At 74.4% G+C, this 26,429-nt stretch carries 28 protein-coding genes; all 28 read left to right on the top strand.

The genetic code is table 11. The annotated features are described in order from the left end of the window. The first annotated feature begins 111 nt into the window (after positions 1 to 111). Positions 112 to 471, top strand: coding sequence for a flagellar basal body rod protein FlgB (gene flgB, locus EDC50_RS00260; protein WP_123768486.1), 360 nt, complete (start codon positions 112 to 114; stop codon positions 469 to 471). 12 nt (positions 472 to 483) lie between these two features. Next, positions 484 to 891 carry a flagellar basal body rod protein FlgC gene (flgC, locus tag EDC50_RS00255; protein WP_123768485.1) on the top strand — a complete coding sequence of 136 codons (408 nt, stop codon included), beginning with the start codon at positions 484 to 486 and terminating at the stop codon, positions 889 to 891. 23 nt (positions 892 to 914) lie between these two features. After that, positions 915 to 1,583 (top strand): flagellar hook capping FlgD N-terminal domain-containing protein, encoded by a 669-nt coding sequence (locus EDC50_RS00250; protein WP_123768484.1) that lies wholly within the window; start codon positions 915 to 917, stop codon positions 1,581 to 1,583. Between the two features lie 62 nt (positions 1,584 to 1,645). Beyond that, entirely contained in the window at positions 1,646 to 2,869 is a 1,224-nt protein-coding gene (flgE, locus tag EDC50_RS00245) for a flagellar hook protein FlgE (protein ID WP_123768483.1), read from the top strand. A 28-nt stretch (positions 2,870 to 2,897) separates the two neighbouring features. Continuing rightward, complete coding sequence (locus EDC50_RS00240) at positions 2,898 to 3,647, top strand: flagellar basal body rod protein FlgF (RefSeq protein ID WP_123768482.1); 750 nt, start codon at positions 2,898 to 2,900, stop codon at positions 3,645 to 3,647. A gap of 75 nt (positions 3,648 to 3,722) precedes the next feature. Next, positions 3,723 to 4,091 (top strand): hypothetical protein, encoded by a 369-nt coding sequence (locus EDC50_RS00235; protein WP_123768481.1) that lies wholly within the window; start codon positions 3,723 to 3,725, stop codon positions 4,089 to 4,091. After that, complete coding sequence (gene flgG, locus EDC50_RS00230) at positions 4,088 to 4,873, top strand: flagellar basal-body rod protein FlgG (protein ID WP_123768480.1); 786 nt, start codon at positions 4,088 to 4,090, stop codon at positions 4,871 to 4,873. The genes EDC50_RS00235 and flgG overlap by 4 nt, the downstream gene beginning before the upstream one ends. A gap of 5 nt (positions 4,874 to 4,878) precedes the next feature. Continuing rightward, positions 4,879 to 5,670 carry a flagellar basal body L-ring protein FlgH gene (gene flgH, locus EDC50_RS00225; RefSeq protein ID WP_123768479.1) on the top strand — a complete coding sequence of 264 codons (792 nt, stop codon included), beginning with the start codon at positions 4,879 to 4,881 and terminating at the stop codon, positions 5,668 to 5,670. A 9-nt stretch (positions 5,671 to 5,679) separates the two neighbouring features. Next, positions 5,680 to 6,813 (top strand): flagellar basal body P-ring protein FlgI, encoded by a 1,134-nt coding sequence (locus EDC50_RS00220; protein WP_123768478.1) that lies wholly within the window; start codon positions 5,680 to 5,682, stop codon positions 6,811 to 6,813. Positions 6,814 to 6,819: 6 nt separating this feature from the next. Beyond that, positions 6,820 to 7,776, top strand: a complete 957-nt coding sequence (gene flgJ / locus EDC50_RS00215) for a flagellar assembly peptidoglycan hydrolase FlgJ (protein WP_123768477.1) — start codon at positions 6,820 to 6,822, stop codon at positions 7,774 to 7,776. A gap of 5 nt (positions 7,777 to 7,781) precedes the next feature. Further along, on the top strand, positions 7,782 to 9,662 hold the full coding sequence (gene flgK / locus EDC50_RS00210; protein WP_123768476.1) for a flagellar hook-associated protein FlgK: 1,881 nt from the start codon (positions 7,782 to 7,784) through the stop codon (positions 9,660 to 9,662). Beyond that, entirely contained in the window at positions 9,659 to 10,861 is a 1,203-nt protein-coding gene (gene flgL / locus EDC50_RS00205; RefSeq protein ID WP_123768475.1) for a flagellar hook-associated protein FlgL, read from the top strand. Before flgK ends, flgL begins: the two co-directional genes overlap by 4 nt. A 194-nt stretch (positions 10,862 to 11,055) precedes the next feature. Further along, positions 11,056 to 12,183: a flagellin gene (locus EDC50_RS00200; protein WP_123768474.1), complete on the top strand. Its 1,128-nt coding sequence runs from the start codon at positions 11,056 to 11,058 to the stop codon at positions 12,181 to 12,183. 130 nt (positions 12,184 to 12,313) lie between these two features. After that, positions 12,314 to 13,630, top strand: a complete 1,317-nt coding sequence (gene fliD / locus EDC50_RS00195) for a flagellar filament capping protein FliD (RefSeq protein ID WP_123768473.1) — start codon at positions 12,314 to 12,316, stop codon at positions 13,628 to 13,630. A gap of 14 nt (positions 13,631 to 13,644) precedes the next feature. Then, a complete protein-coding gene (gene fliS / locus EDC50_RS00190) occupies positions 13,645 to 14,055 on the top strand; it encodes a flagellar export chaperone FliS (protein ID WP_123768472.1) in 411 nt (136 codons plus the stop codon). Next, positions 14,052 to 14,333, top strand: a complete 282-nt coding sequence (locus EDC50_RS00185) for a hypothetical protein (protein WP_123768471.1) — start codon at positions 14,052 to 14,054, stop codon at positions 14,331 to 14,333. Before fliS ends, EDC50_RS00185 begins: the two co-directional genes overlap by 4 nt. After that, complete coding sequence (locus EDC50_RS00180; RefSeq protein WP_123768470.1) at positions 14,330 to 14,884, top strand: PilZ domain-containing protein; 555 nt, start codon at positions 14,330 to 14,332, stop codon at positions 14,882 to 14,884. Before EDC50_RS00185 ends, EDC50_RS00180 begins: the two co-directional genes overlap by 4 nt. Positions 14,885 to 15,180: 296 nt before the next feature. After that, positions 15,181 to 15,813 carry a response regulator transcription factor gene (locus tag EDC50_RS00175; RefSeq protein ID WP_123768469.1) on the top strand — a complete coding sequence of 211 codons (633 nt, stop codon included), beginning with the start codon at positions 15,181 to 15,183 and terminating at the stop codon, positions 15,811 to 15,813. Between the two features lie 172 nt (positions 15,814 to 15,985). Next, positions 15,986 to 17,377, top strand: coding sequence for an RNA polymerase factor sigma-54 (gene rpoN, locus EDC50_RS00170; RefSeq protein ID WP_123768468.1), 1,392 nt, complete (start codon positions 15,986 to 15,988; stop codon positions 17,375 to 17,377). Positions 17,378 to 17,385: 8 nt separating this feature from the next. Continuing rightward, positions 17,386 to 17,766 (top strand): response regulator, encoded by a 381-nt coding sequence (locus EDC50_RS00165; RefSeq protein WP_123768467.1) that lies wholly within the window; start codon positions 17,386 to 17,388, stop codon positions 17,764 to 17,766. Then, positions 17,763 to 19,214 carry a sigma-54 dependent transcriptional regulator gene (locus EDC50_RS00160; RefSeq protein ID WP_123768466.1) on the top strand — a complete coding sequence of 484 codons (1,452 nt, stop codon included), beginning with the start codon at positions 17,763 to 17,765 and terminating at the stop codon, positions 19,212 to 19,214. The genes EDC50_RS00165 and EDC50_RS00160 overlap by 4 nt, the downstream gene beginning before the upstream one ends. Before the next feature lie 344 nt (positions 19,215 to 19,558). Further along, entirely contained in the window at positions 19,559 to 19,912 is a 354-nt protein-coding gene (gene fliE / locus EDC50_RS00155) for a flagellar hook-basal body complex protein FliE (RefSeq protein WP_123768465.1), read from the top strand. 146 nt (positions 19,913 to 20,058) lie between these two features. Further along, positions 20,059 to 21,720, top strand: a complete 1,662-nt coding sequence (fliF, locus tag EDC50_RS00150) for a flagellar basal-body MS-ring/collar protein FliF (RefSeq protein ID WP_123768464.1) — start codon at positions 20,059 to 20,061, stop codon at positions 21,718 to 21,720. A 4-nt stretch (positions 21,721 to 21,724) separates the two neighbouring features. After that, positions 21,725 to 22,711, top strand: a complete 987-nt coding sequence (gene fliG, locus EDC50_RS00145) for a flagellar motor switch protein FliG (RefSeq protein WP_170167594.1) — start codon at positions 21,725 to 21,727, stop codon at positions 22,709 to 22,711. Beyond that, positions 22,708 to 23,340: a FliH/SctL family protein gene (locus EDC50_RS00140; protein ID WP_123768462.1), complete on the top strand. Its 633-nt coding sequence runs from the start codon at positions 22,708 to 22,710 to the stop codon at positions 23,338 to 23,340. The genes fliG and EDC50_RS00140 overlap by 4 nt, the downstream gene beginning before the upstream one ends. Before the next feature lie 163 nt (positions 23,341 to 23,503). Further along, a complete protein-coding gene (gene fliI, locus EDC50_RS00135; protein WP_123768461.1) occupies positions 23,504 to 24,886 on the top strand; it encodes a flagellar protein export ATPase FliI in 1,383 nt (460 codons plus the stop codon). Next, entirely contained in the window at positions 24,883 to 25,326 is a 444-nt protein-coding gene (fliJ, locus tag EDC50_RS00130; RefSeq protein ID WP_123768460.1) for a flagellar export protein FliJ, read from the top strand. The genes fliI and fliJ overlap by 4 nt, the downstream gene beginning before the upstream one ends. Beyond that, complete coding sequence (locus EDC50_RS00125; protein WP_123768459.1) at positions 25,323 to 26,408, top strand: flagellar hook-length control protein FliK; 1,086 nt, start codon at positions 25,323 to 25,325, stop codon at positions 26,406 to 26,408. Before fliJ ends, EDC50_RS00125 begins: the two co-directional genes overlap by 4 nt. Positions 26,409 to 26,429 lie beyond the last annotated feature (21 nt).

Below are 26,429 nucleotides of genomic sequence, written 5' to 3'. Positions count from 1 at the left end.
CGGGGCGGGAACGGCGGCGGGTCGAGCGCCGCGCCGTACCCGGCGCGTCGCCGCCGCGCGGCGCCCTGGCACGCGGCTTGCCTGAGCCTGCGGGAACCTCCCGGAGGCCCCATGTCCGACTTCCTTGGCATCCACGGCACCGCGCTGGCGCTGCGCGAGCAGCGCCTGCAGTTGCTCGCCGCCAACCTGGCCAACGCCGACACGCCGAACTACCAGGCCCAGGACCTGGACTTCGCCGCCGCGCTGCGCGCCGCCGGGCAACCCGGCGCGGCGGGCGAGGCGCCGGTCGACGCCGCCGTGCGCGCGGCGCGCCATGCCCGCCCGGGCGCGCAGCCGAGCCAGGACGGCAACACCGTCGACGCCGAGCGCGAACGCGCCGCGTTCGCCCAGGCGGCGCTCGAGTACCGCGCCTCGCTCAGCTTCGTCGAGTCCAAGGTGCGCTCGATGCTGACCGCGATCACCGGCCAATAAAGGAGCCGCGCCATGAGCAACCTGCCCATCTTCGACGTCGCCGGCTCGGCGATGACCGCGCAGTCGGTGCGGCTGAGCACCGTCGCCAGCAACCTGGCCAACGCCGATTCGGTGTCCGCCAGCCCCGACGAGACCTTCCGCGCGCTGCGCCCGGTGTTCCGCGCCGAGCCGCTGGCCGGCGACCCGGCGCTGGCCGGCGTGCGCGTGGTCGAGGTCGCGCAGAGCGACGCCGCGCCGCAGCGCCGCTACGAGCCCGGCCATCCGCTCGCCGACGAACAGGGCTACGTGTACGCGCCCGACATCGACCCGGTGGCGCAGATGGTCGACCTGATCTCCGCCTCGCGCAGTTACCAGGCCAACGTCGAGGTGTTCAACAGCGCCAAGGAACTGGCGGTGGCCACGCTGTCCATGGGCCGCTGAGCCCCGCACCGGAACCCGCCCCGATGAGCGCGATCGCCTCCGACGTCTACGCCAGCCTCGGCCTCACCGCCGCGGCCGATGCCGGCAAGAAGAAGTCCGACACCCTCGGCCAGGCCGACTTCCTGCGCCTGATGACCGAGCAGCTGCAGCACCAGGACCCGCTCAACCCCATGCAGAACAGCGAATTCCTCGGCCAGCTGGCGCAGTTCTCCACCGTCCAAGGCATCCAGGGGCTGCAGAGCACGCTGGAAAGCGTGACCGCTTCGCTCGGCTCCGACCAGGTGCTGCGCGGCGCGAGCCTGATCGGGCGCAGCGTGCTGGTGCCCTCGGCCAAGCTCGCGCTCGGCGCCAGCGGCGGCGCCGCCGGCGCGGTGGCGGCGCCCGGCGCGGGCACGGTCACGTTCGAGATCAGCGACGGCAACGGCCAGAGCGTGCGCCGGATCGCCGTCGCCGCCGCGCAGTCCGGCGAGGTCGCGTTCGAATGGGACGGCCTGGACGCGGCCGGGACGCGCCTGCCCGCCGGCCGCTACGGCGTCACCGCCACCTACGTCGATGCCAGCGGCGCGTCGAAGGCGCTGGACACCTACGTCGAGGCGCCGGTGCAGAGCGTCACCGTCGGGTCCGACGGGCTGTACCTGGACCTGGCCGGGCTGGGCACGACCACGCTCGACAACGTGCTGCGGGTGCGCTGAACGCCCCGCCCCCCAACCCGCCCCCTCTCCCGCGAGCGGGAGGCCCCGAACCGGAGTGCCCCATGAGCTTCAACACATCGCTGTCCGGCATCAACGCGGCCAACGCCGACCTCAACGTCACCGCGAACAACATCGCCAACGTCAACACCGCCGGCTTCAAGGAGTCGCGCGCCGAGTTCGCGGACCTGTTCTCCTCCACCGCCTACGGGCTGTCGCGCAACGCGATCGGCTCGGGCGTGCGGCTGAGCAACGTCGCCCAGCAGTTCTCGCAGGGCAACATCGACCCGACCGGGCGCAACCTCGACATCGCCATCGACGGCGAGGGCTTCTTCACCCTGAGCGCGAACGGCGCCCGCGTCTATTCGCGCGCCGGCAACTTCCAGACCGACGCCAACGGCTACGTGGTCAACCCCGACGGCGCGCGGCTGCAGGTGTTCGCGCCGAACGCCAGCGGCGACGGCTTCGACGTCGGCCGCCTCACCGACCTGCAGCTGCTCACCACCACCAGCCCGCCGCGCGCCACCGGCACGGTCGACATGATGGTCAGCCTGCCCGGCAACGCCGCGCAGCCGACGGCGGCGCCGTTCGACCCGGCCGACCCGAACAGCTACAACGCCTCCAGCGGCGGCACCACGGTGTACGACTCGCTCGGGGTGGGCCACGTGCAGACCTCGTACTTCGTCAAGACCGCCAACGCCAACGAGTGGCAGGTCTACAACTTCGTCGACGGCGCCCAGGTCGGCGGCCCGGCCACGCTGCAGTTCTCCTCCGGCGGCCAGCTCGTCAGCCCGTCGCCGGCGCAGATCGCGCTGCCGGCGTACACCCCGGGCACCGGCGCCGCGCCGATGAACCTCACCGTCGACCTCGGCGGCTCGACCCAGTTCGGCGAGGCCTTCGCCCTGCGCGACATCCGCCAGGACGGCTACGCCGCCGGCAAGCTCAACGAGATCAGCATCTCCCCCGACGGCGTGGTGTTCGCGCGCTATTCCAACGGCGCCGACGTGCCGCTGGGGCAGATCGCGCTGACCACGTTCGTCAATCCGCAGGGCCTGCAGCCGCAGGGCAACAACCTGTGGGCCGAGACCTACGCCTCCGGCTCGCCGCGCACCGGCGCCCCGGACACGGCCGATTTCGGCCAGCTGCAGTCCGGCGCGCTCGAGGCCTCCACGGTCGATCTGACCGAGCAGCTGGTCAACATGATCACCGCGCAGCGCAACTTCCAGGCCAACGCGCAGATGATCTCGACCCAGGACCAGGTCACCCAGACCATCATCAACATCCGCTGACGCGGCCGACCGACGGGAATCCGCCGCCATGACCGACCGCGCCCTGTACGTCGCGATGACCGGCGCCAGCGCCACCCTGAAGACGCAGGCGTCGGTGGCGCACAACCTGGCCAACGCCGACACCGTCGGCTTCCAGGCCACGCTCAGCGGCACCGTCGCGGCGCCGGTGCGCGGCGACGGCCTGCCGTCGCGGGTGGCGGCTTCGCACCGCACGCTCGGCGTGGACGACAGCCGCGGCGCGCAGGTGGTCACCGGCAACCACCTCGACGTCGCCCTGCACGCGGAGCGCTGGCTCGCGGTGCAGGCCGGCGACGGCGGCGTGGCCTACACCCGCGCCGGCGAACTGCGGCTGACGCCGAACGGGCTGCTGGTCACCGCCACCGGCCGGCCGGTGCTCGGCGCGGACGGGGCGCCGCTGGCGATTCCGCCGCACCAGAGCCTGGACATCGCCGGCGACGGCACGATCTCGATCGTGCCGCAGGGCCAGCCGGCGTCGACGATCGCCGAGGCCGGGCGCCTGCGGATCGTCGCCGCGCGCACCGCCGACCTGATCCGCGGCGACGACGGCCTGATGCGCGCCGCGCCGGGCGCGCCGGCGCCGGCGCCGGCGGCGGGGCCGGCGCTGACCGCGGGCATGCTCGAGGGCAGCAACGTCGAGGCCAGCTCGATGCTGGTGTCGATGATCCAGCTCGCGCGCCAGTTCGAGATGCAGGTACGCGTCTTGCAGAGCGTGGACGAGAACGCGCGCAGCGCGAATTCGTTGTTGGGGTCGAGGTAAGCCATGCACTTCGCTGGTGTTTCCAGCCTTTCGAAAGCCGACCGCCGCCCTAGACCCGAAGGGCGGCGTGCATGGATGCACGCCGTTTTCCGACCGAGCCAGGATGGCGAGTCGGAAAATCCCGAGGCGCTTTCCGCTAGCGAGATCGATTTGTCGAGGAAGGCCCTTTTCTTTGGTTACTTTCTTTTGGGCCAGCAAAAGAAAGTAACCCGGCCGCCGGCAGGCGGACGGAAGCTGTTGAGCCCGATTGCCACCAAACAGCGGACACAGGCAAAGGACGGCCACTACGTCACTCGCGCCGACCTCTCGGAATGGGCGGCAACCACGATGCCCGCTGATGGCGCCAGCCTGACCGTCTGCGCAAGCGCATCCCGGTCAGCCGCCGACGCGGCATCGGCCACTCCTATCGCAAAGCCCACGCATCACCCGGAGACAACCCCATGACCCAGGCTCTGTGGATCGCCAAGACCGGCCTCGACGCGCAGCAGACGCGCATGGCGGTGATCTCGAACAATCTCGCCAACACCAACACCACCGGCTTCAAGCGCGACCGCGCCAGCTTCGAGGACCTGCTGTACCAGACCGTGCGCCAGCCCGGCGGCGCCAGTTCCGAGCAGACCCAGCTGCCCAGCGGCCTGCAGATCGGCACCGGCGTGCGGGTGGCGGCCACCGCCAAGCAGTTCACCCAGGGCAACCTGTCGCAGACCGGCAACGCGCTGGACGTGGCGATCAACGGCCGCGGCTTCTTCGAGGTGCTGCTGCCGGACGGCTCCAGCGCCTACACCCGCGACGGCAGCTTCCAGATCAACGCCCAGGGCGAGCTGGTCACCAACACCGGCTATCCGGTGCAACCCGGCATCCAGTTCCCGGAGGGCACGCAGAGCGTGACCATCGCCGCCGACGGCACGGTCAGCGTGCAGGTGCAGGGCCAGGCCGAGGCGGTGCAGATCGGCGCGCTGACCCTGGCCGACTTCGTCAACCCGGCCGGCCTGCAGGCCAAGGGCGAGAACCTGTTCGTCGAGACCGGCGCCAGCGGCCCGGCCCAGGCCGGCGGCCCCGGCACCAACGGCATCGGCCTGCTGGTGCAGGGCTCGCTGGAAAGCTCGAACGTCAACATCGTCGAGGAGCTGGTGTCGATGATCGAGACCCAGCGCGCCTACGAGACCAACGCCAAGGCGATCTCGACCACCGACGCGATGCTCGGCTTCCTCAACAACAACCTGTGATCGCCATGAGCGTGTCGCCGCCACGTCCGCGCAACCTCCCGAACCCGGTACGGGCGCTGGGCTCCGCCGTCCGCGCCCTCGCGAGCCGGCGGCGCGCGTCCCTCCGCGCCCGCAACGGCGCGCCCTGGCTCGCCGCCTGCCTCGCGCCGGCGCTGGCCGGCTGCGCGACGGTGATGGGCGACGTGCGCCCGTACGCGGAGCGGCCGGCGCCCCTGCCGCTGCCGGCCGCGGCCGCGCCGCAGGCGGCGAGCGCGGGCTCGATCTACCCGGCCAGCCGCGGCCTGCGCCTGTTCGAGGACGACAAGGCGCGCGAGGTCGGCGACCTGGTCACCATCGTGCTGGTCGAAAGCACCAACGCGCGCACCCAGGCGCGCACCTCGGTCAGCAAGGACCACGGCGCCGAGCTGTCGGCGCCGACCCTCGCCGGGCTGCCGGTCACCTACAAGGGCCATCCGATCCTGCAGGCCGGGATCGACGCGTCGCGCGAGTTCGAAGGCGCCGGCGACAGCACCCAGAGCAACCGCCTGAGCGGCTCGGTCACCGCCACCGTGGTGCAGGACCTGGGCAACGGCACCCTGCTGGTGCGCGGCGAGAAGCGCCTGCGCCTGAACCAGGGCGACGAGCTGGTGCAGATTCAAGGGATCGTGCGCGCCGCCGATATCGGTCCCGACAACCGGATCACCTCGGACCGGGTCGGCGAGGCGCGCATCGTCTACGGCGGGCGCGGCACGCTGGCGCGGTCCAACGCGATGGGCTGGCTGGGGCGGTTCTTCAACTCCGCCGCGTTTCCGTACTGAGGAGGCCGCATGGGCTGGACGACGAAGACGATCGGCGGGCCGCGCGGCTGGCGGCGCCTCGCGCTCGCGACGCTGGCGCTGTGGGCGTTCGCGCCGGCGGTGCAAGCCGAGCGGATCAAGGACCTGGCCCAGGTCGCCGGGGTGCGCGGCAATCCGCTGGTCGGCTACGGCCTGGTGGTCGGCCTGGACGGCAGCGGCGACCGCACCAGCCAGACCCCGTTCACCGTGCAGAGCCTGAAGACCATGCTCGACCGGCTCGGCGTCAGCATCCCGCCCGGGGTAAACCCGCAGCTGAAGAACGTCGCCGCGGTGGCGATCCACGCCGAGCTGCCGCCCTACGCCAAGCCCGGGCAGGCCATCGACGTCACCGTCTCGTCGATCGGCAACGCGGTCTCGCTGCGCGGCGGCAGCCTGCTGATGGCGCCGCTGCGCGGCGCCGACGGCCAGGTCTACGCGGTGGCGCAGGGCAGCCTGGTGGTGAGCGGCTTCGGCGCGGCCGGCCGGGACGGCTCGCGCATCTCGGTCAACGCGCCCAACGGCGGCCGCATTCCCAACGGCGCGATCGTCGAGCGCGCGGTCGCCGGCGCGGCGCCGGCCGGCAACGTCACGCTGAACCTGCACGAGGCCGACTTCACCACCGCGGCGCGCATCGTCGAGGCGATCGACAGGGCGTTCGGCGCCGGCCGCGCGCGCGCGGTCGACGCGGTCACCATCGAAGTCGAGCCGCCGGCGGACGCCGACCGCGTCGGTTTCCTAGCGCGGCTGGAAGCGCTGGACGTGAATCCCGGCGCGGCGCCGGCCAAGGTGATCGTCAACTCGCGCACCGGCACGGTGGTGATGGGCGGGCAGGTGACCGTGCTGCCGGCCGCGGTCAGCCACGGTTCGCTGGCGGTGTCGATCACCGAGGACGTGCAGGTCAGCCAGCCCAATCCGCTGGCCGGCGGCGCCACCGTGGCCGCGCCGCGCTCGACCGTCGAGGCGCGCCAGGAGGGCGGGCGCATGTTCCTGCTCGAGGGCGGGACTTCGCTGGAAGCGATCGTGCGCGCGGTCAACGCGGTCGGCGCGGCCCCGGGCGACATCGTCGCGATCCTCGAAGCGCTCAAGCGCGCCGGCGCGCTGCGCGCGGAGCTGGAAGTGATCTGATCGCCCATGCGCCTGCCCTCCGCCACCGCCGCTGCGCTGAACGCGCCCGCCGAAACCCCGCGGGCGCGGATCGAGCATGCGGCGCGCGAGCTGGAGACGCAGTTCGCGCAGATGCTGCTCAAGTCGATGCGCAGCGCCGGCCTCGGCGACCCGCTGTTCGGCGACGGCGGCCCCTATCGCGAGCTGTACGACCAGCAGCTCGCGCGCGAACTCGCCCGGGGCCGCGGCCTGGGCCTGGCCCCGGGCATCGTGCGCCAGCTCGAGCGCAGCGCCGCGGCCACGCCCGCCGCCCCGCCGTCGGGCCCGCTGCCGCTGGCGCCGGCGGCGCCGGCCGCGGCGTTCCCGCTCGGAGCGCCCGCGGCGCTGCCGCTGGCGCCGAGCGACAGCGGCGTCTCGCTGCCAGGGCTGGATCCGGCTTCGCTGCCCGCGCCGCCGGCGGCGGACGCCTGCGACACCGATGCGCCGCTGGACTGCTCCAGCCCCGAGGCGTTCGCCCGCTCGATCTGGCCGCATGCGCGCAAGGCCGCGGCCGAGCTCGGCGTGGACCCGCGCGCGCTGGTCGCGCAGGCCGCGCTGGAAACCGGCTGGGGCCGGCGCCTGCCGCAGGACGCCGAGGGCGGCGGCCATAACCTGTTCGGGATCAAGGCCGGGGCGTCGTGGAGCGGCGGCCGCGCGCAGGCGCGCACCCACGAGTACGTCGACGGCGCGCGCCGCGAGGAGGTCGCCAGCTTCCGCACCTACGACTCGCCGGCGGCCAGCTTCGCCGACTACGTGCGCCTGCTGAAGACCAGCCCGCGCTACGCGCAGGCGCTCGGCGCCGGCGACGCGCGCCGGTTCGCCGGGGCGCTGCAGCGCGCCGGCTACGCCACCGACCCCGGCTACGCCGCGAAGATCGCGGCGATCGCCGAGGGCCCCACCCTGCAACGCGCGCTCGCCGGCGTCGGCGGCGCGCAACGAGGCTGATCCGCATGGCGAACGTCCTCTCCACCGGCGCCGGCGCCCTGATCGCGTTCCAGCGCGCGCTCGCCACCGTCAGCCACAACGTCGCCAACGTCGCCACCGACGGCTATTCGCGCCAGCGCGTCGAGCTGGCCACGCGCAATCCCACCGACATGGGCTACGGCTACGTCGGCAACGGGGTGCAGGTGGCGGACGTGCGCCGCGTCGCCGACGAACTGGCCACCGCGCGCCTGCTCGACAGCGGCGGCGAGCTGGCGCGCCTGCAGCAGCTCGCCGCGCTGGCCTCGCGCGTGGACGGATTGCTGTCGGATCCGGCGACCGGCCTGGCCGGGGTGTGGTCGAACTTCTTCGACGCCGCCAGCGGCCTGGGCGCCGCCGCCGCGTCCTCGGCCGCGCGCGAGGACCTGCTCGCCGACGCGCGCGCGCTGGCCACCCGCTTCAACCAGCTCGACGGCCAGCTCGACGCGATGGACGACGAGGTCGACGCCGGCCTGCGCAGCGCCGTGGCCGAGGTCAACCGGCTCAGCAGCGAGATCGCCCGCCTCAACGGCGAGATCGTCAGCAACCCCGGGCACGTCGCCAACGACCTGCTGGACCAGCGCGACCGGCTGATCGCCGAACTGGCCGGCCATACCGGCGGGCGCACCGTCGCGCAGAGCGACGGCGCGCTCAACGTGGTGACGCCGGGCGGCCAGGCGCTGGTGGTCGGCAACACCGCCGCGCGGCTGACCGCCGTCGCCGATCCCTACCGCCCCGACCGCCTGCAACTGGCGCTGGAGGGCAACGGCGCGCAGGTGCGGCTGGACGCGGCCACGCTCGGCGGCAAGATCGGCGGCCTGCTCGAGTTCCGCGGCGGCGTGCTCGACCCGGCGCTGGCCGAACTCGGCCGCCTCGCCACCGGCCTCGCGGCCACGTTCAACGCCCAGCACCGCGCCGGCATGGACCTCAACGGGCAGATGGGCGCGGACTTCTTCGCCCTGCCCGCGCCGAGCGCCTACCCGCATGCCGGCAACGCCGGCGACGCCGGCCTGCAGGCGCGCGTCGGCGACCTGGCCGCGGTCGACGGCCGCAACGTGCTGCTGCGCTTCGACGGCAGCGCCTGGAGCGCGACCGACCCGAACACCGGCGCCGCGGTGGCGCTCAGCGGCACCGGTACCGCGGCCGATCCGCTGCGCGTGGGCGGCGTGGAGATCGTGGTCGGCGGCACCGCCGCCGCGGGCGACCGCTTCCTGCTGCAGCCCACCGCCGGCATCGCCGGCGGCCTCGGCGTGGCCATCGCCGACCCCAACCGCATCGCCGCCGCCACCCCGGTCAAGGCGCAAGCCGAGCTGGGCAACCTCGGCAGCGGCAAGGTCGCCGGGCTGCGCGTGGACGACGCCGCGAACCCCGCCCTGCTCGCGAACGTCGAGATCGAATTCATCGACGCCGACCGCTACACCGTCGACGGCGCCGGCCCGTTCGCCTACACGCCGGGCCAGCCCATCGCCGCCAACGGCTGGAGCCTGACCCTGGACGGCGCGCCCGCCGCCGGCGACCGCTTCGGCGTCGGCCCGGCCGGCGCCGGCTCCAGCGACAACGGCAACGCCCTGCTGCTGGCCAATCTCGACGACGCCAAGCGCCTCAACGGCGGCACCGTGTCGCTCAACGGCGCGCTCGGCGGGTTGACCACTTCGGTCGGCTCCAGCGCGCGCCAGGCCGACCAGGCCGCGCAGGCGCAGCAGATCCTGCACGACCAGGCGCAGTCGGCGCGCGACGCCGTGGCCGGCGTCAACATCGACGAGGAGGCGGCCAACATGCTGCGCTTCCAGCAGGCCTACCAGGCCGCGGCGCAGGTCATCGCCACCGCCGACGGCATGTTCCAGTCCCTGATCCAGGCGGTGAGCCGATGAACCCGCGCATCTCCACCGGCAACCTCTACCAGCAGTCGCTGGGCGCGATGCTGCGCAAGCAGAGCGCGCTCGCGCACACCCAGCAGCAGCTCGCCAGCGGGCGCCGCCTGGTCACGGCCAAGGACGACCCGGTGGCCGCCGGCACCGCGGTGGGCCTGGACCGGGCGCTCGCCGAACTGACCCGCTACGGCGAGAACGCCAACCTGCTGCAGAACCGGCTGAACCTGCAGGAGAACGTGCTCGCGCAGGCCGGCGACAACCTGGCGCGGGTGCGCGAACTGGCGGTGCAGGCCAACAACGCCAGCCTGTCGAGCGAGGACAAGCAGGCCATCACCGCCGAACTCGAGGTGATCCGCAAGGAACTGCTCGGCCTGGCGAACAGTCAGGACGGCAGCGGCCGCTACCTGTTCGGCGGCACCGCCGACGACCGCGCGCCGTTCGCGCTCAGCGGCGGCACCGCGCTCTACAACGGCGACCAGACCCGGCGCCGGGTCGAGGTGGCGCCGGACCTGCTGGTCGACGACACCCTGCCCGGCAGCGAACTGTTCATGCGCGTGCGCACCGGCGACGGCCGGCTCGACGCCCAGGCCGACCCGGCCAACGCCGGCGGCGGCGTGCTGCTGGACTTCGGCCTGGACGCGGCCGGCAACTGGAACGGCCAGCGCTACGCGGTGGTGTTCACCGCCGCCGACGCCTACGAGGTGCGCGACGGCGCGGGCACGGTGGTCGCCAGCGGCGCCTACGCCAGCGGCGACAGCATCGTCGCCGCCGGCCTGCACCTGCGCATCGAAGGCGAGCCGGCCGCCGGCGACATCTTCGCGATCGGGCCGGCCGGGCAGCGCGACGTGTTCGCCACGGTGGACCGGCTGATCGCCGCGCTGGGGATGCCGGACGACACGCCCGCGCAGCGCGCCGCCCAGCAGAACCTGCTGCAGAGCTCGCTGCGCGACGTCGCCACCGCGCAGGAGCACCTGGTCGACGGCCGCGCCGCCGCCGGCGCCCAGCTCGCCGCGCTCGACGGCGCCGGCGAGTTGCGCGAGGCGCAGTCGCTGGCCTTCGAGACCACGCTGTCGAACCTGCGCGACCTCGACTACGCCGAGGCGATCAGCCGCTTCAGCATCGAGAGCGCGGCGCTGCAGGCGGCGCAGGGCGCATTCGTGCGCCTGCAGTCCAGCACGCTGTTCGACCTGCTGCGCTGAGCCCGCGCTTGTCCGCAGGGCTCCCGCCGCAGAAGCGAATCGCGCCGTACTTGTCAACAGGAGGCCTAAAGGTTTCGTAGCCGACGCCGCTATCGGAAACAGCAGCGGCTGAGGCCGGCTCCACCGACCAACCCCTGCGGTAAGCCGGCCGGCCTGTCGCCACGCCGGACCGAACGAAACCACCGGAGACCACCATGGCACAAGTCATCAACAGCAACGTGATGTCGCTGAACGCGCAGCGCAACCTGAGCACCAACAGCGCGAGCCTGGCGACCACCATCCAGCGCCTGTCCTCGGGCCTGCGCATCAACAGCGCCAAGGACGACGCCGCCGGCCTCGCCATCTCGGAGCGCTTCTCGACCCAGATCCGCGGCCTCGACGTCGCCGTGCGCAACGCCAACGACGGCATCTCGCTGGCGCAGACCGCCGAAGGCGCGATGGTCGAGATCGGCAACAACCTGCAGCGCATCCGCGAACTGGCGGTGCAGTCGGCCAACGCCACCAACTCGCAGTCCGACCGCGACGCGCTGAACGCCGAAGTCTCGCAGCTGGTCGCCGAGATCGACCGCGTCGCCAACCAGACCAACTTCAACGGCACCAAGCTGCTGGACGGCTCCTTCGCCGGCGCCCTGTTCCAGGTCGGCGCCAACGCCGGCCAGACCATCGGCGTGAACAGCATCGTCGACGCCAACGCGAACGCGCTGGGCAACGTCAAGTTCGCCGCCGACGCCACCGGCACCGTCACCGCCGGCGCCGACATCAGCGGCCTGACGATCAACAGCGTGACCATCGCCGACGTCGCCGACACCGGCGTGGCCGCGGACAACGCCAAGGCCCTGGCCCAGGCGATCAACGACAAGCTCGACCAGACCGGCGTCTACGCCAGCGTCGACGGCGACGAGATCACCCTGACCTCGGTCAAGGCCGGGCAGGACCTGGTGATCGGCGGCACCGTCGCCGGCACCGGCCTGACCGCCGGCAGCACCGACGCCGACGCCTCCGCCGCCAGCTTCGCCAAGGACCTGGACATCTCGAGCTTCGCCGGCGCGCAGCGCGCGATGGAGATCGTCGATGCCGCCCTGACCTCGGTGAACTCCGCCCGCGCCGACATGGGCGCGATCCAGAACCGCTTCACTTCAACCATCGCCAACCTGCAGAGCACCAGCGAGAACCTGTCCGCCTCGCGCAGCCGCATCCGCGACGCCGACTACGCCAAGGAGACCGCGGAGCTGACCCGCACGCAGATCCTGCAGCAGGCCGGCACCGCGATGCTGGCCCAGGCCAATGCCGTGCCGCAGAACGTGCTCAGCCTGTTGGGTTGATCCACGGCCTCCGGCGGGGCGCCGCGCGAGCGCGCCCCGCCGGCTTTTTCCAGGAGACGCCATGCCCGCCATGCCCCGCCCGCCCGTCCGGTCCCGCACGCCGCGCCTTCGCGCGCGCGGAGGCTGAGCCATGGCCGTCTCCACCCTGGGCTCCGGCCTCGACATCCCGTCGCTGGTGCAGCAGCTGGTCGCCGCCGAGCGCGCGCCGGCCGAGAACCGGATCGCCCGCGCCGAGAGCCGGACCAAGACCGAACTGTCCGCGCTCGGCTCGCTGAAGAGCGCGTTCGCCAACCTGCAGGGCGCGCTGGACAAGCTGCGCGACGGCGGCGGCAGCGCGCGCAAGACCCAGGTGCCCGAGGACGCGGGCTTCACCGCCAGCGCCGGCGGCGACGCCGCGTCCGGCCGCTACCGCATCGAAGTGCTGAGCCTGGCCAGCGCGCACAAGCTGACGTCCGCCGGGCGCCCCGCCGACGCCGCGGTCGGCACCGGCACCCTGATCATCGAGGCCGGCGACGAGACCATCGAGGTCGCGATCGCCGAAGGCAAGAACACCCTCGCCGACATCCGCAGCGCGATCAACGCCGCCGCCGCGGGCAAGGGCGTGTCCGCCAGCCTGGTCAACGCCGACGACGGCCAGCACCTGGTGCTCACCGCGGCCGCCACCGGCACCGCCAACGCGCTGCGCATCCGCGCCGAAGGCGGCGACGGCGGCCTGGCCGCGCTCGCCTTCCCGGGCGGCCTGGGCGAGACCGCGGCCGCCGCCGACGCCCAGGTCAAGGTCGACGGCCTGCTGCGCACCGCCTCGGGCAACCGCATCACCGACCTGCTGCCGGGCGTGACCCTCGCCCTGACCGAAGCCAAGCCGGGCCAGGCCTTCGACCTCACGGTCGCGGTCGACGATTCGGCGCTGCAGACCGCGCTGCAGGGCTTCGTCTCGGCCTACAACGCCGCGCTGTCGCTGAGCCGCTCGCTCACCGCCTACAACGCCGACACCCAGACCGCTTCGACGCTCACCGGCGACAGCATGGTGCGCGGCCTGCAGAGCCAGCTGCGCAACCTCGCCAGCGAGCAGGTGATGGCGTTCAAGGCGCTGGGCCTGAAGATCGCCACCGACGGCAGCCTGAGCCTGGACGGCGCCGCGCTGGGCAAGGGCCTGGCCGAGGACCCGGACGCGCTGGCGCGCCTGTTCGGCGGCGACGACGGCTACGGCGCGCGCCTGGAGCAGGCGCTGGGCCGCGCGCTCGACGACGACGGCCTGTTCGACATGCGCACCGACAACCTCAACGCGCGGCTGAAGAGCTACACCGAGCAGTACGCGCAGCTCGACCGCCGGATGGAGGCGGTGGAGGCGCGCTACACCGCGCAGTTCACCGCGATGGAGCAGCTGGTCACCCAGCTGCAGAGCAGCAGCGGCTACCTGATCCAGCAACTCGGCGCGACCTCGTAGGCCAAGGAGAGAGCATGTACGGCAGCCCGCGCAACTACGCCCAGCACTACCGCAGCACCGGCCTGAGCTCGGCCGTGCTCGAGGCCGACCCGCATCGGCTGATCGCGCTGATGCTCGCCGGCGCGCGCGACCGCCTGCGCCTGGCCGAGGCCTGCCTGGCCCGCGGCGACGTGCCGCGCAAGGCCAAGGCGATCAGCGACGCCAGCGCGATCGTCGGCGGCCTCAGCGGCGCGCTCGACCTGGACGCCGGCGGCGAGATCGCCTCCGGGCTGCAGGCGCTGTACGACTACGTCCAGCAGCGCCTGGTCGCGGCCAACGCCGACAACGACGCCGGCGCGCTGCGCGAGGCCGACGGCCTGCTCGGCGAGATCGAATCGGCCTGGCGCGCGATCGCGCCGCAGCCCGCGCAGGCGGCGCGCCCGTGAGCGCCGCCGCGATCCCGGCGCTGCCCGCGGCCGAGGTGCGCGCGGCGCTGCACCAGATGCAGTGGGAGCGCGCCGCCGCGCTGCTCGCCGCGCACGACCGCGCCCTGCGCGCGTCCCTGGCCGCCGCGCCGGCCGACCCCGCGCCCTGGCGCGCCCTGCTCGCCGAGCACGACGCGCTGATGGCGGAGCTGCTGGCGCGCCGCGACGAGGCCGCCGACGCCCTCGCCCGGCTGCGCCTGGGCCGGCGCCGTGCGCGCGCCTACGGCGAGGCGCGATGACCCCGCAGGCCGCCGACGCGCTGCTGTTCGCCGACGCCCTGGCCTGCGAGCTGGCGGTGCCGGCGGAATTCGTCGCGCTCGCGCCGGCGGAACCGCAGCGGCACCAGCAGCATGCCGCCGCGGTGCTCGCCGCCCTCGCCCAGATCGAGGACGCGCGTCGCGACGGCGACGACGAGCACGACGAGTCGCCGGCCGCGGCGCGCCGTCTCGAAGCCAAGCTCGACCTGCTGCTCGGGCTGTTCGGCCGCCTGCTGCGCGAGCGCGAAGGCGCGCCGCCGGCGCGCGCGCTGCGCTGGTCGACCCGCGGCGCGCGCCTGCGGCAGCGCGTCGATGCCGCGCCCGGCGCCTCCGGGTTGCTGCGCCTGCAGGCCGCGGCCTGGCTGCCCGAAACCCTGGAACTGCCGGCGCAGGTGCTCGCCGCCGGGGACGAGGCGGTCTGGCTGCGGTTCGCGCCGGCCCCGGCGGAACTGGCCGACGCGCTGGAACGCCACCTGTTCCGCCTGCACCGGCGCGAGATCGCGCAGGCGCGCCGGCCGCGGCGATCGCCGTAGGGCCCTCGCCCGCCGCCGGCCGGGCCGGCGCCCGCGCGCGCATCCAGCCACCGGAGCCGCTGCGCGCCTGAAGGCGGGAAACGCAGCCGCGGATCGCCCGCGTGCGCGAACCCGGCCCGGAGCCTGCAAACCGTGAAATCGCACCGCGCCGCGGCGCGGATGCCCCGCCGCGGCGCCGACAAACGCGAATCCGATCACAGTATGCGGGCGGCCCGCGACCGCCCCAGGCCCGCATCCGCTAAGGTGCGGCCTGGAGTTTCGGCTGTACTCGGGGGAGCGAGTTGGGTCCGGGGATCTTGCGTGTACTGATTTGCGACGACCACACGCTGGTCCGCGCCGGGCTGCGCCGCCTGCTGGAGACCTTCGCCGGCATCGAAGTCGTCGCCGAGGCCGCGAGCGCCGACGAGGCCGTGTTCGGCGCGCGCCGGGCCGCGCCGGACGTGGTCCTGCTCGACCTGTCGATGCCCGGGCGCAGCGGCTTCGAGGCGCTGGCCGAGCTGCGCCAGGCCTGCCCGGACACCGCGGTCGTGGTGATGTCGATGCACGACGACCCGGGCCACGTGCGCGAGTCGCTGGCGCGCGGCGCGAGCGGCTTCGTGGTCAAGGAGGCGGCGCCGGCGGAACTGGAGATCGCGGTGCGCGCCGCCGCCGCCGGCCGCACCTACCTCAGCCCGCAGGTGTCCGGGCCGCAATTGTTCCCGGCCCGGCCGCAACGCGGCGACGGGATCGCCGCCCTGCCGCCGCGCCAGCGCGAGATCCTCGCCGCGCTCGGCGCCGGCCGCACCAGCAAGCAGATCGCCGCCGACCTCGGCATCAGCGTGAAGACCGTCGAGACCCACCGCGCGCGGATGATGGAGACGCTGGGCTGCCGCAACGCGGTGGAACTGCTGCGGGTGGCGGTGCGCCTGCACGACCGCACCGGCACCTGACCCCGCGACGACCCGCCCGCCGGAAAGCCGTCACCGTGTCGGGGTTTTCCCGACACCTGCCGGGAATTCCCCGATAGGGAGGCGGGCGCGCCCCGATTCGAACTCCGACGCGGCGGCGGCAGGATGTTCCCGGGGCCCGCCGCAAGGGCGGGGCGAGAACAGGGGACCGCCGATGAAAGCCACGCTGCGCCCGCAGCTCGGGCAGAGCATCCAGCTGACGCCGCAACTGCTGCAGTCGATCCGGCTGTTGCAGCTCACCGCGCCGCAGCTCGAGCAAGAGCTGCGCCAGGCCCTCGAACGCAACCCGCTGCTGGAGCAGGACGAGGAGCCCGAGGAACCCGCCGCGGAGGCGGACCCGGACGCCGCCGCGCGCGACGCCGCGGCCTGGGACGAACTGCCCGAGCCGGCGTTCCTGTCCGGCGGCAACGCCGCCGGCGAGTGGGACGAGGACGCCGGCGCGCGCGTCGCCGCGTCCGCCTCCAGCGACCCGCGCCAGCGCCTGCTGCAGCAATTGGCCCTGCACTGGGCCCCCCGCGAGCTCGCCCTCGCCGCCTGGTGGCTGGACCACTGCGACGACCGCGGCTATCTCGAGCAGCCGCTCGAGGAACTGCTGCGCGCCGGCGCGCGGCACTGGGCGCTGCCCGCGCGCGAGCTGGAACTGGCGCGCCAGCGCCTGCTGCACGGCGACTGGCCGGGCATGGCCGCGGCCGACGCCGGCGAATGCCTGCGCGCGCAACTGGCCGCGTTGCCGCCGACGCCGGCGCGCGCGCTCGCCGAACGCATCCTGCGCGAGCGCCTGGACCTGCTCGCCGCGCACGACGCGGCGGCGCTGGCCGCGGCATTGGACGCGGCACCGGAGCAGGTACGGGCGGCGGTGGCGCTGATCCTCGGCCTGCGCCCGCATCCGGTCGAGGAATTGCCGGCGAGCGGGCACGAAGCGCTGGTGCCGGACGTGGTCGCCTGGAAGGCGGACGGCGCCTGGCGCGTCGCGCTGAACGGCCGCGCCGCGCCGCGCCTGCGCATCGCCGCGCATTGCGAGCGCGCCCTGGCCGCCGCGCCCGGCGAGGCCGGCGCGCTGCGCGGCCTGCTGGAGGAGGCGCGCTGGCTGGTGCGCGGCGTGGCGATGCGCCACGACACCCTGCTGCGCACCGCGCAGGTGCTGGTCGAACGCCAGCGCGCGTTCCTGGAGCGCGGCGAGGAGGCGATCGCGCCGCTGACCCTGCGCGAGGTCGCCGACGCCATCGGCATGCACGAGTCCACGGTCTCGCGCATCGTCAACGGCAAGTACCTCCAGACCCCGCGCGGCACCTTCGAGCTCAAGCGCCTGTTCGCGGTGCGGCTGGAAGGCGCGGAGGTGTCGGGCAGCGCGGTCAAGGCGATGGTCAAGCGCCTGATCGACGCCGAACCGGCGCACGCGCCGCTGGCCGACGACGTGATCGCCGGCCTGCTGGCGCGCCAGGGCGTGCGCGTGGCGCGGCGTACCGTGGCCAAGTACCGCGACCAGTTGTCCATCGCTCCGGCGCGCCTGCGCCGGCGTTCACCGCGACAGGCGAAAGCCGGCTGAGGCCCACCGTGCGCAAACTCACCCTACTGCTGGTCGACGACCACCCCGGCTTCATCGGCGCGGCGATGCGCCACCTGCGCAAGCTGGACTGGATCGAGGTGGTCGGCACCGCCGGCAACGGCATCGAGGCGATCGCGCAGTGCGAGACCCTGCGCCCGCAGGTGGTGCTGATGGACATGGCGATGCCGGAGATGGGCGGGCTGCAGGCCACGCGCCTGATCAAGGCGCAGGACCAGCCGCCGTACGTGGTCATCGCCAGCCATTTCGACGACACCGAGCACCGCGAGCACGCGCTGCGCGCCGGCGCCGACGCCTTCGTCAGCAAGCTCGCCTACATCCAGGACGTCCTGCCGCTGCTGCAGCGGCTGGCCCAGGAGGACACCCCATGAGCGAATCGCGCATCCTGCTTCTCGACGGGAACATGGCGCGCGCCGAGCGCGTCGCGGCCCTGCTGGAGTTCATGGACTTCACCCCGCGCCTGGTCGCCGACGCGGCCGACCTCGACCTGGCCCGCGCGCGCGCCAGCGACTGGGTCGCGGTGGTGGTCGGCGAGGTCGGCGACGCCGGCGCCTGGCGGCGCTTCGCCGAATGGCTGTCGCGGCAGCCGCTGCACCCGCCGCTGCTGGAACTGCCCGGCCACCCCGCCGACGCCGCCTGGCGCGCCTGCCTGCACCCGGACACGGTGTGGCCGCTGGACTACCCGCTGCGCCGCCCGCAACTGCAGGACGCGCTGCGCCGCGCCAGCCTCAAGCGCCTGGACGACGACGCCAGGCGCGAACTGCCGAGCGTCGGCCCGACCGGCCGCAGCCCGGCGGTGCTGCGGCTGAACCGGATGATCGACCAGGTCGCGCCGTTCGACACCACGGTGCTGATCCTCGGCGAGTCCGGCACCGGCAAGGAGGTCGCCGCGCGCGCGATCCACGCGCGCTCGCCGCGCCGGGACAAGCCGTTCGTCGCGATCAACTGCGGCGCGATCCCGCCCGACCTGCTGGAGAGCGAGCTGTTCGGCCACGAGAAGGGCGCCTTCACCGGCGCGCTGACCCAGCGCAAGGGCCGTTTCGAGATGGCCGAGGGCGGCACCCTGCTGCTCGACGAGATCGGCGACATGCCGATGGCGATGCAGGTCAAGCTGCTGCGCGTGCTGCAGGAGCGCTGCTACGAGCGCGTTGGCGGCAACCAGACGATCAAGTGCGACGTGCGGGTGATCGCCGCCACCCACCGCAACCTGGAAGCGCACATCGCCGAGGGCAAGTTCCGCGAGGACCTGTTCTACCGCCTCAACGTGTTCCCGATCGAGATGCCGTCGCTGCGCGAGCGCGGCCAGGACCTGCCCGACCTGATCGAGGCGATCACCCGCCAGCTCGCCGACGGCGGCCGCGGCCGCGTGCGCCTGGGCGCCGACGCGATCGCCACCCTGCAGCGCTATCCGTGGCCCGGCAACGTGCGCGAGTTGAGCAACCTGCTCGAGCGCCTGGCGGTGCTGCACCCCGACGGGCTGGTGCGCAGCGACGACCTGCCGGCGCGCTACCGCGCCGCCGCGGCGGAAGCGCACGAGGAGCCGGCGCTGCCGGTGATGGCGATGATCCGCCAGGCCGAGGCCGCGGCGCCGGACCCTTCCACGCTGTCGCCGACCACCACCCTGCCGCCGCAGGGCATCGACCTGCGCGGGCACATCGCCAACATCGAGCTGGAGCTGATCCGCGCCGCGCTGGCCCAGGCCGGCGGCGTGGTTGCCCATGCGGCGCCGCTGCTCGGCCTGCGCCGCACCACGCTGGTGGAGAAGCTGCGCAAGTACGGCATCGAGCGCGACGGCGTCGAACTGGCGTCGGGATTCTGACTCGGCCGGGCGCGGCTGCCCGCACGCCCTCGGCCCAACCCCGCTCCCGCAAGCGGGAGCGGGGCTCCAGATCCTTCTCCGCTTGCGGGAGAAGGTGCCCCGAAGATCGGGCGAGGGCGTGCACCGGCCCGGGCCGCGTACCGAGCGGCGCGATGAATGCCGCGTTCGCCCCCACGCCCACCCGCCCTCGCCCCGATTCCTCTTCCGCGGGCGGGCGAAGAGTCTCGAGGAAGGCCTTGCCGCAGCGCGGGGGAAGGGCTTCGAGGAAGGTTTTCCCGCAGCACGCGCGGGGGTGACTGGCACGCGCCTTGCCTGTGTCCCGGCAGACCCGTGGACCTGACGCCATGACCGACGCGATCTCCTCGATCCTCTCCCAGATCCGCGCCCACGAGCAGCGCCTGCGCGCCGGCGACGCCGCGCCGGGCAACGCGATCGCGCCGACGCTGCCGGACGCGATCGGCACCGGCGCCGAAGCGCCCGGCTTCGCCCAGGCCCTGAACCGCGCGGTCAACGGCGTCAGCCGCGCGCAGAACCAGGCCGGCGCGCTGCAGCAGGCGTTCGAGCTCGGCGACCCGCGCGCCGACCTGGCGCGGGTGATGGTGGCGATGCAGCAGTCGCAGGTCGCGTTCCGCGCCACCGTGGAGGTGCGCAACCGCCTGGTGCAGGCCTACCAGGACGTGATGAACATGCCGGTGTGATCCTCGGAGTCGGCGACCCGGATCGCAGAAGAACGATGCAGGCATCCGGAACACCCGACATGACGACCCGCCCGCCGTGACCGCGCCTGCGCATCGTTGATCCCGCACCGCACCCCACGAACCCCGAATCCCGAGCCCCGCTCCCCATGAACGTCGTTGCGCTGCCCAAGCACGCCCCCTCCCTGCGCGACCTCGCCCGCCTGCAGGACATCCCGGCGGTGCGCCAGCTCGGCCTGCTGGCGCTGGTCGCCGCCGCGGTGGCGCTCGGGCTGGGGCTGTTCTTCTGGAGCCAGCGCCCGGACTACGTGCCGGTGTTCGCCGGGCTCGACGCGAAGGCGACCAGCGAGGCCTCCGACCTGCTGGGCAAGGCCAACATCCCCTTCCGGCTCGACGCCAGCGGCGCGCTGGCGGTGCCGCAGGACCAGCTCGGCCCGGCCAAGCTGGCGCTGGCCGCCGCCGGTCTGCCGGCCACGCCGAACACCGGCTTCGAGACCATCCAGGGCGACCAGGGCTTCGGCACCAGCCAGTTCATCGAGAACGCGCGCTACCAGCACGCGCTGGAGACCGAGCTGGCGCGCACCATCGCCAACCTGCGCCCGGTGCGCGAGGCGCGCGTGCACCTGGCGCTGCCCAAGCCGAGCGCGTTCACCCGGCAGAAGGAGCCGGCCAGCGCCTCGGTGGTGCTGCAGCTGCAGAGCGGCAGCGCGCTCGAGCAGGGCCAGGTCGACGCGATCGTGCACCTGGTGGCCTCCAGCATTCCCGGGCTGCCGCCGGAGCGCGTCACCGTCGTCGACCAGTTCGGCCGGATGCTGTCCAACGTCGATCCGGACAGCGAGGCGGCGGTCAGCGCGGCGCAGTTCGAGCAGCGCCGCCGCCTGGAAGCGAACTACGTGCAGCGCATCCACGAGCTGCTCGAGCCCTTGACCGGCCCGGGCCGCGTCAGCGCCCAGGTCAGCGTCGACATGGACTTCGCCCAGACCGAGGAGGCGCGCGAGACCTACGGCCCGCAGGCGCCGGTCGTGCGCAGCGAGCAGGTCGCCGAATCCGGCAACCTCGCCGCGCCGGCGCCGCAGGGCGTGCCGGGCAGCGCCAGCAACACGCCCGACCCGACGCCCGCCACCGCCGCCGCGGCCGATCCGCCGCCGAGCGCCGCCGCCTCCGGCCCGGCCTCGCGCAGTTCGGTCCGCAACTACGAGATCGACCGCACCCTGACCCACACCCGCCAGGGCCCCGGCCGCATCCGCCGCGTCACCGCCGCGGTGCTGGTCGACAACCTGCCGCAGGCGCCCGGCCCGAACGGCAAGCCGCGCCTGCGCGCGCTCGGCGACGCCGAGCTCAAGCGCATCGAGACCCTGGTGCAGCAGGCGATCGGCTTCGACGGCGGGCGCGGCGACGCGGTGTCGGTGGTCAACGCGCCGTTCGCGCGCGACGCGCTGGCCGGCGAGGAGGAGAAGCCGCCGCTGTGGGAACGGCTGTGGCAGGACCCGCGCGCGCGCGAGGTGCTGCGCATCGCGGTCGGCGGGCTGGCGCTGCTGGTGCTGATCTTCGCCGTGCTGCGGCCGGCGCTGCGGGCGATGCTCGGGCCGCGCCCGGCGCCCGCCGCGGCGCTGCCGGCGGCCGCGGCCGGGACCGACGAGGACGTGCCGGTGGCGCTGTCCGCGCCGGCCGAACCGAACGCGCTCGCCGCCCCGGCCGCGCCGGGGGCGATGAGCTTCGAGGAGAAACTGGAGGTGGCGCGCGCCGCGGTCAGCAACGACTCCAAGCGCGTCGCCCAGGTCGTGCGCGAATGGGTGGAATCCGATGGCTGAGTCCCTGACCGGCGTGCAGCGCGCGGCGGTGGTGCTGCTCTCGCTCGGCGAGCAGCAGGCCGCCGAGGTGCTCAAGCACATGAGCGCGAAGGAAGTGCAGAAGCTCGGCCTGGCGATGACCTCGGTCAGCGGCGTCTCGCGCGACGACGTGGCGCGGGTGATCGACCAGTTCGTCGAAACGTTGTCGCAGCCCAGCGGCCTCGGCCCCGGCGCCGACGAATACGTGCGCGCGGTGCTGGTGCAGGCGCTGGGCGAGGAGCGCGCCAACAGCCTGATCGACCGCATCCTGCAGGGCCGCAACACCTCCGGCCTGGACACGCTGAAGTGGATGGAGCCGCGCGCGATCGCCGACCTGGTGCGCAACGAGCACCCGCAGATCATCGCCATCGTCATGGCGCACCTGGACAGCGACCAGGCCGCCGAGGTGCTCAAGTGCCTGCCCGAGCGCGTGCGCGCCGACGTGCTGCTGCGCATCGCCACGCTCGACGGCATCCCGCCGAACGCGCTCAACGAACTCAACGACGTGATGGCGCGGCAGTTCGCCGGCGCGCAGAACCTGAAGTCGTCGTCGGTGGGCGGCGTGCGCGTCGCCGCCAACATCCTCAACTTCATGGACTCGGGCCAGGACGAGGCGATCCTCGGCGCCATCGGCGAGATCGACGGCGAGCTCGGCGTGCGCATCCGCGACCTGATGTTCGTGTTCGACAACCTGGCCGAGGTCGACGACCGCGCGATGCAGGCGATCCTGCGCGAGGTGCCGAACGACCGCCTCGCCATCGCCCTGCGCGGCGCCGACCCGAAGGTGCGCGAGAAGATCACCTCGAACATGTCGCAGCGCGCGGCGCAGATCCTGGTCGAGGACATGGAAGCGCGCGGGCCGGTGCGGCTGGCCGAGGTCGAGGCCGCGCAGAAGGAGATCCTCGGCATCGTGCGGCGCATGGCCGACGGCGGCGCGATCCAGCTCGCGGCCAAGGCGGAGGCCTTCGTATGAGCGCGGCGCTGCGCCCGGGCGAGCTCGCCGGCGCGGTGCGCTGGACCGCGCCCGGCCTGGAGCTGCGCGCGCCGGAGCCGGAGCCGGCCCCGCCGCCGGCGCCGCCCAGCGTGGAGGCGCTGCAGGCGATCGAGGAGGCCGCGCGCGAGGCCGGCTACGCCGAAGGCCTGGCGCGCGGCCATGCCGAGGGGTTCGCCGCCGGCCAGGCCGAGGTGCGCCGGCTGGTGGCGCAGATCGAAGGCATCCTCGACGGTTTCACCCGGCCGCTGGCGCGGCTCGACGACGAGGTCGCCGAAGCGTTGGCGGAACTGGCCGTGCGCGTCGCCGGCGCCCTGCTCGGCCCGGCCTACACCGCCGACCCGGCCCTGCTCGCCGACCTGGTGCGCGAGGCGCTGGACGCGGTCGGCAGCGCGCAGCGCGAAGTCGAGCTGCGCCTGCATCCGGACGACCTGGGCGTGCTCGCGCCGCACCTGGCCGGCCTCGACGGCGTGCGCCTGAGCAACGACGCCACGCTCGGCCGCGGCGAGCTGCGCCTGCACGGCGAGAGCGTGCGCATCGACGGCACCCTCGCGGCGCGGCTGCAGGCGGTGCTCGACTCCACCGTCGCCGCGCATGGGGCGGCGCGATGAGCGTCGTGTCCGCTCCCACGCCCCCCTTTGCCCTCGCCCCAACTCGCGCGCCCGGCGGGAGAAGGGCGGCGGCCGCGGCGAGTCCCGCGCCTGTTCGTCCCTGCGCGGTTCCCTTCGCCCGCTCGCGGCGGAAGGGGCCCGCCGGGCGGATGAGGGCCGCCGCATGAGCATCGCCGCCGCGCACTGGCGCGAAGCGCGCAACCTGCGCCTGGCGCAGCGGCTGCGTGCGGCGGCGCCGCAGCCGCCGTCGCAGGGCCTGGCGCGCGAGGGCGTGCTGCGCCGCGCGGTCGGCCTGACCCTGGAAGCCAGCGGCTGCAGCGCGCCGCTGGGCTCGCGCTGCCGGGTGGAGACCGCCGGCGGCCGCTGGGTCGACGCCGAGGTGGTGGGCTTCTCCGGCGACCGCACCTTCCTGATGCCCTCCTCCAGCCTCGAGGGCCTGCTGCCGAACGCGCGCGTGGTGCCCAGCCGCCAGCGCGGCGAGGTCGCGGTCGGCGAGGCCCTGCTCGGCCGGGTGATCGACAGCGACGGCGTGCCGCTCGACGGCCGCGGGCCGATCCGCGCCGAGCACTGGGTCGGCCTGGCCGGCGCCTCGATCAACCCGCTGACGCGCGAGCCGATCACCCGTTCGCTCGACGTCGGCGTGCGCGCGATCAACGCCCTGCTGCCGATCGGCCGCGGCCAGCGCGTCGGCCTGTTCGCCGGCTCCGGCGTCGGCAAGTCGACCCTCCTGGGCATGATGACCCGCTACACCGCCGCCGACGTGATCGTGGTCGGCCTGATCGGCGAGCGCGGCCGCGAGGTGCGCGACTTCGTCGAGAGCACGCTCGGCGAGGAGGGCCTGCGCCGCGCGGTGGTGGTGGCCGCGCCCGCCGACCGCCCGCCGCTGGCGCGCCTGCACGGCGCGCTGCGCGCGACCGCGATCGCCGAGTGGTACCGCGACCAGGGCCTGCACGTGCTGCTGCTGATGGATTCGCTGACCCGCTTCGCCCACGCCCAGCGCGAGATCGGCCTGTCGGTCGGCGAGCCGCCGACCACCCGCGGCTACCCGCCCAGCGTGTTCGCCAAGCTGCCGGCGCTGGTCGAGCGCGCCGGCAACGGCGCCGACGGCCGCGGCTCGATCACCGCGTTCTACACCGTGCTGACCGAGGGCGACGACCAGCAGGAGCCGATCGCCGACGCCGCGCGCGCGATCCTCGACGGCCACATCGTGCTGACCCGGCGCATTGCCGACGCCGGCCAGTACCCGGCCATCGACGTCGAGGTCTCGGTCAGCCGGGTGATGCAGGAGATCACCGACGCGCCCTGGCGCGAACGCATCCGCAAGCTCAAGCGGCTGATGGCCGCCTACAACGCCCAGCGCGACCTGATCGCGATCGGCGCCTACCAGCGCGGCAACGACCCGGTGGTCGACGAGGCGCTGGCGCGCTGGCCGGCGATCCTGCAGTTCCTCGGCCAGGACGTGAGCGAGGCCGCCGACGTGGCCTCCAGCCGCGAAGCCCTGGCCCGCCTGCTCGACGACCCGCGCACCACCCCGGAGACCGCATGACCCGTTCGCAACGCCTCGATCCCCTGCTGCGCGTGGCCCAGCAACGCCAGGACGACGCCGCGCGCGAAGTCGCCGAGCGCGACCGCGCCCTGGCCGAGCAGGAAGCGCGCCTGGACGCGCTGCGCCGCTACGCCGAGGAATACGCCGCGCCGCCGAGCGGCGGCACCATCGCCCCGGCGCTGCTGGCCAACCGCCTCGCCTTCCGCGCCAAGCTGGAGACCGCGGTGGAGCAGCAGAGCCGCATCGTCGACAACAGCCGCCGCCACCGCGACGTGGAACGCGCGCGCCTGCTGCTGGCCAGCCGCGATACCAAGGTCCTGGAGCAGCTCGCCGGCAGCTACCGCGCGCAGGAGACGCGCGTGGCCGAGCAGCGCGTGCAGCGCGAGCTGGACGACCTCGGTGCGCGGCGGGTCCGCGCCGACCAGGAAGAACCGCGATGAACGCACCGGCCTTCGCCGCCCCGCCGTCCGCGCCGGGGACCCCTAGCCCCGGCGCGGCGGCGGGCCACGGTCCTGCGGCCGCCGCGAGCGGGGATGCCGCGCGCGCGAGCGGCGGCGGGCCGGACTTCGATCGCCTGCTGCAGCCGGACGGGGCCGCGTCGCCCGCGCCCGAAGCGCCCGCGGGCGGCAGCGCCGCGCCCGCCGGGGATTCCCCCGCCGACGCCGAGGAGGCGGCCGGACCGGCCGACGCCGCCGCGCTGCCGGGCCAGTTGCTCGCCCTGCTCGCCGGCCTGCCGGCACCGGCCGCGTCGCCGCCGGCGAGCGGCGCCGGCGAGGCCGGCGCGTCCTTGCCGCCGGCCGCGCCCGGGTTGCCGTTGCCGGCCGCCCATAACGCGAGCCAGGCCGGCGCGAAGACGGCGCCCGCGCCGCTGCAGAGCGCGTTGCCGCCGGCGGCCACGCCGGCCGAAACCGCCGCGAACGCGGCCGCCCCCCTCGCCTCCGGTGCGGATGCGGCGTTCGCCCAGGCGCTGGTGGCCGGCGACGATGCCACGCTCGGCGACATCGCGGCCGATGCGCGCACGCCCGCCGACGCCGGCGCGCCGTCGTTGCCGGCGCCGGCGAACGCCGCGGCGCCGCTGCGCGCCGGCGCGCCGGCGCACGCGGCCGCGCCGGCGCAGGCGCCTCCGGACCTGCGCGCCGGCTTCGACGACGGTTTCGGCGCGCGCGTGGCCTGGATGGCCGAGCAGCGCATCGGCCATGCCGAGATCCGCATCGCCCCGGAGCACCTCGGCGCGATCGACGTGCGCCTGCAGCTCGACGGCCACCGCGTCCACGCCGAATTCCACAGCGCCCACGCCGAGGTGCGGCAGGCGCTGGAGGCCGGCCTGCCGCGGCTGCGCGAACTGCTCGGCCAGCACGGCCTGCAGCTGGGCCAGGCCGACGTCGGCCAGCGCCAGGCCGGCGGTGGCGCGCAGCCCGCGCCCGCGCCGCTGGCCGCGCCGCGGGACGCCGGCGCCGAGCCGGCCTGGCGCCCCGCCGCCGCGCCGCGCGCGACGCGCGGGCTGCTCGACGAGTACGCGTGACGCCGCGCACGCAGTCGGAAG

The sequence above is a fragment of the Vulcaniibacterium tengchongense genome (assembly GCF_003814555.1).
In the GTDB taxonomy this organism is placed as follows: Bacteria; Pseudomonadota; Gammaproteobacteria; order Xanthomonadales; family Xanthomonadaceae; genus Vulcaniibacterium; species Vulcaniibacterium tengchongense.
The sequence above is the reverse complement of the archived record's forward strand: the minus strand, read 5'-3'. Positions and strand labels throughout refer to the sequence as shown.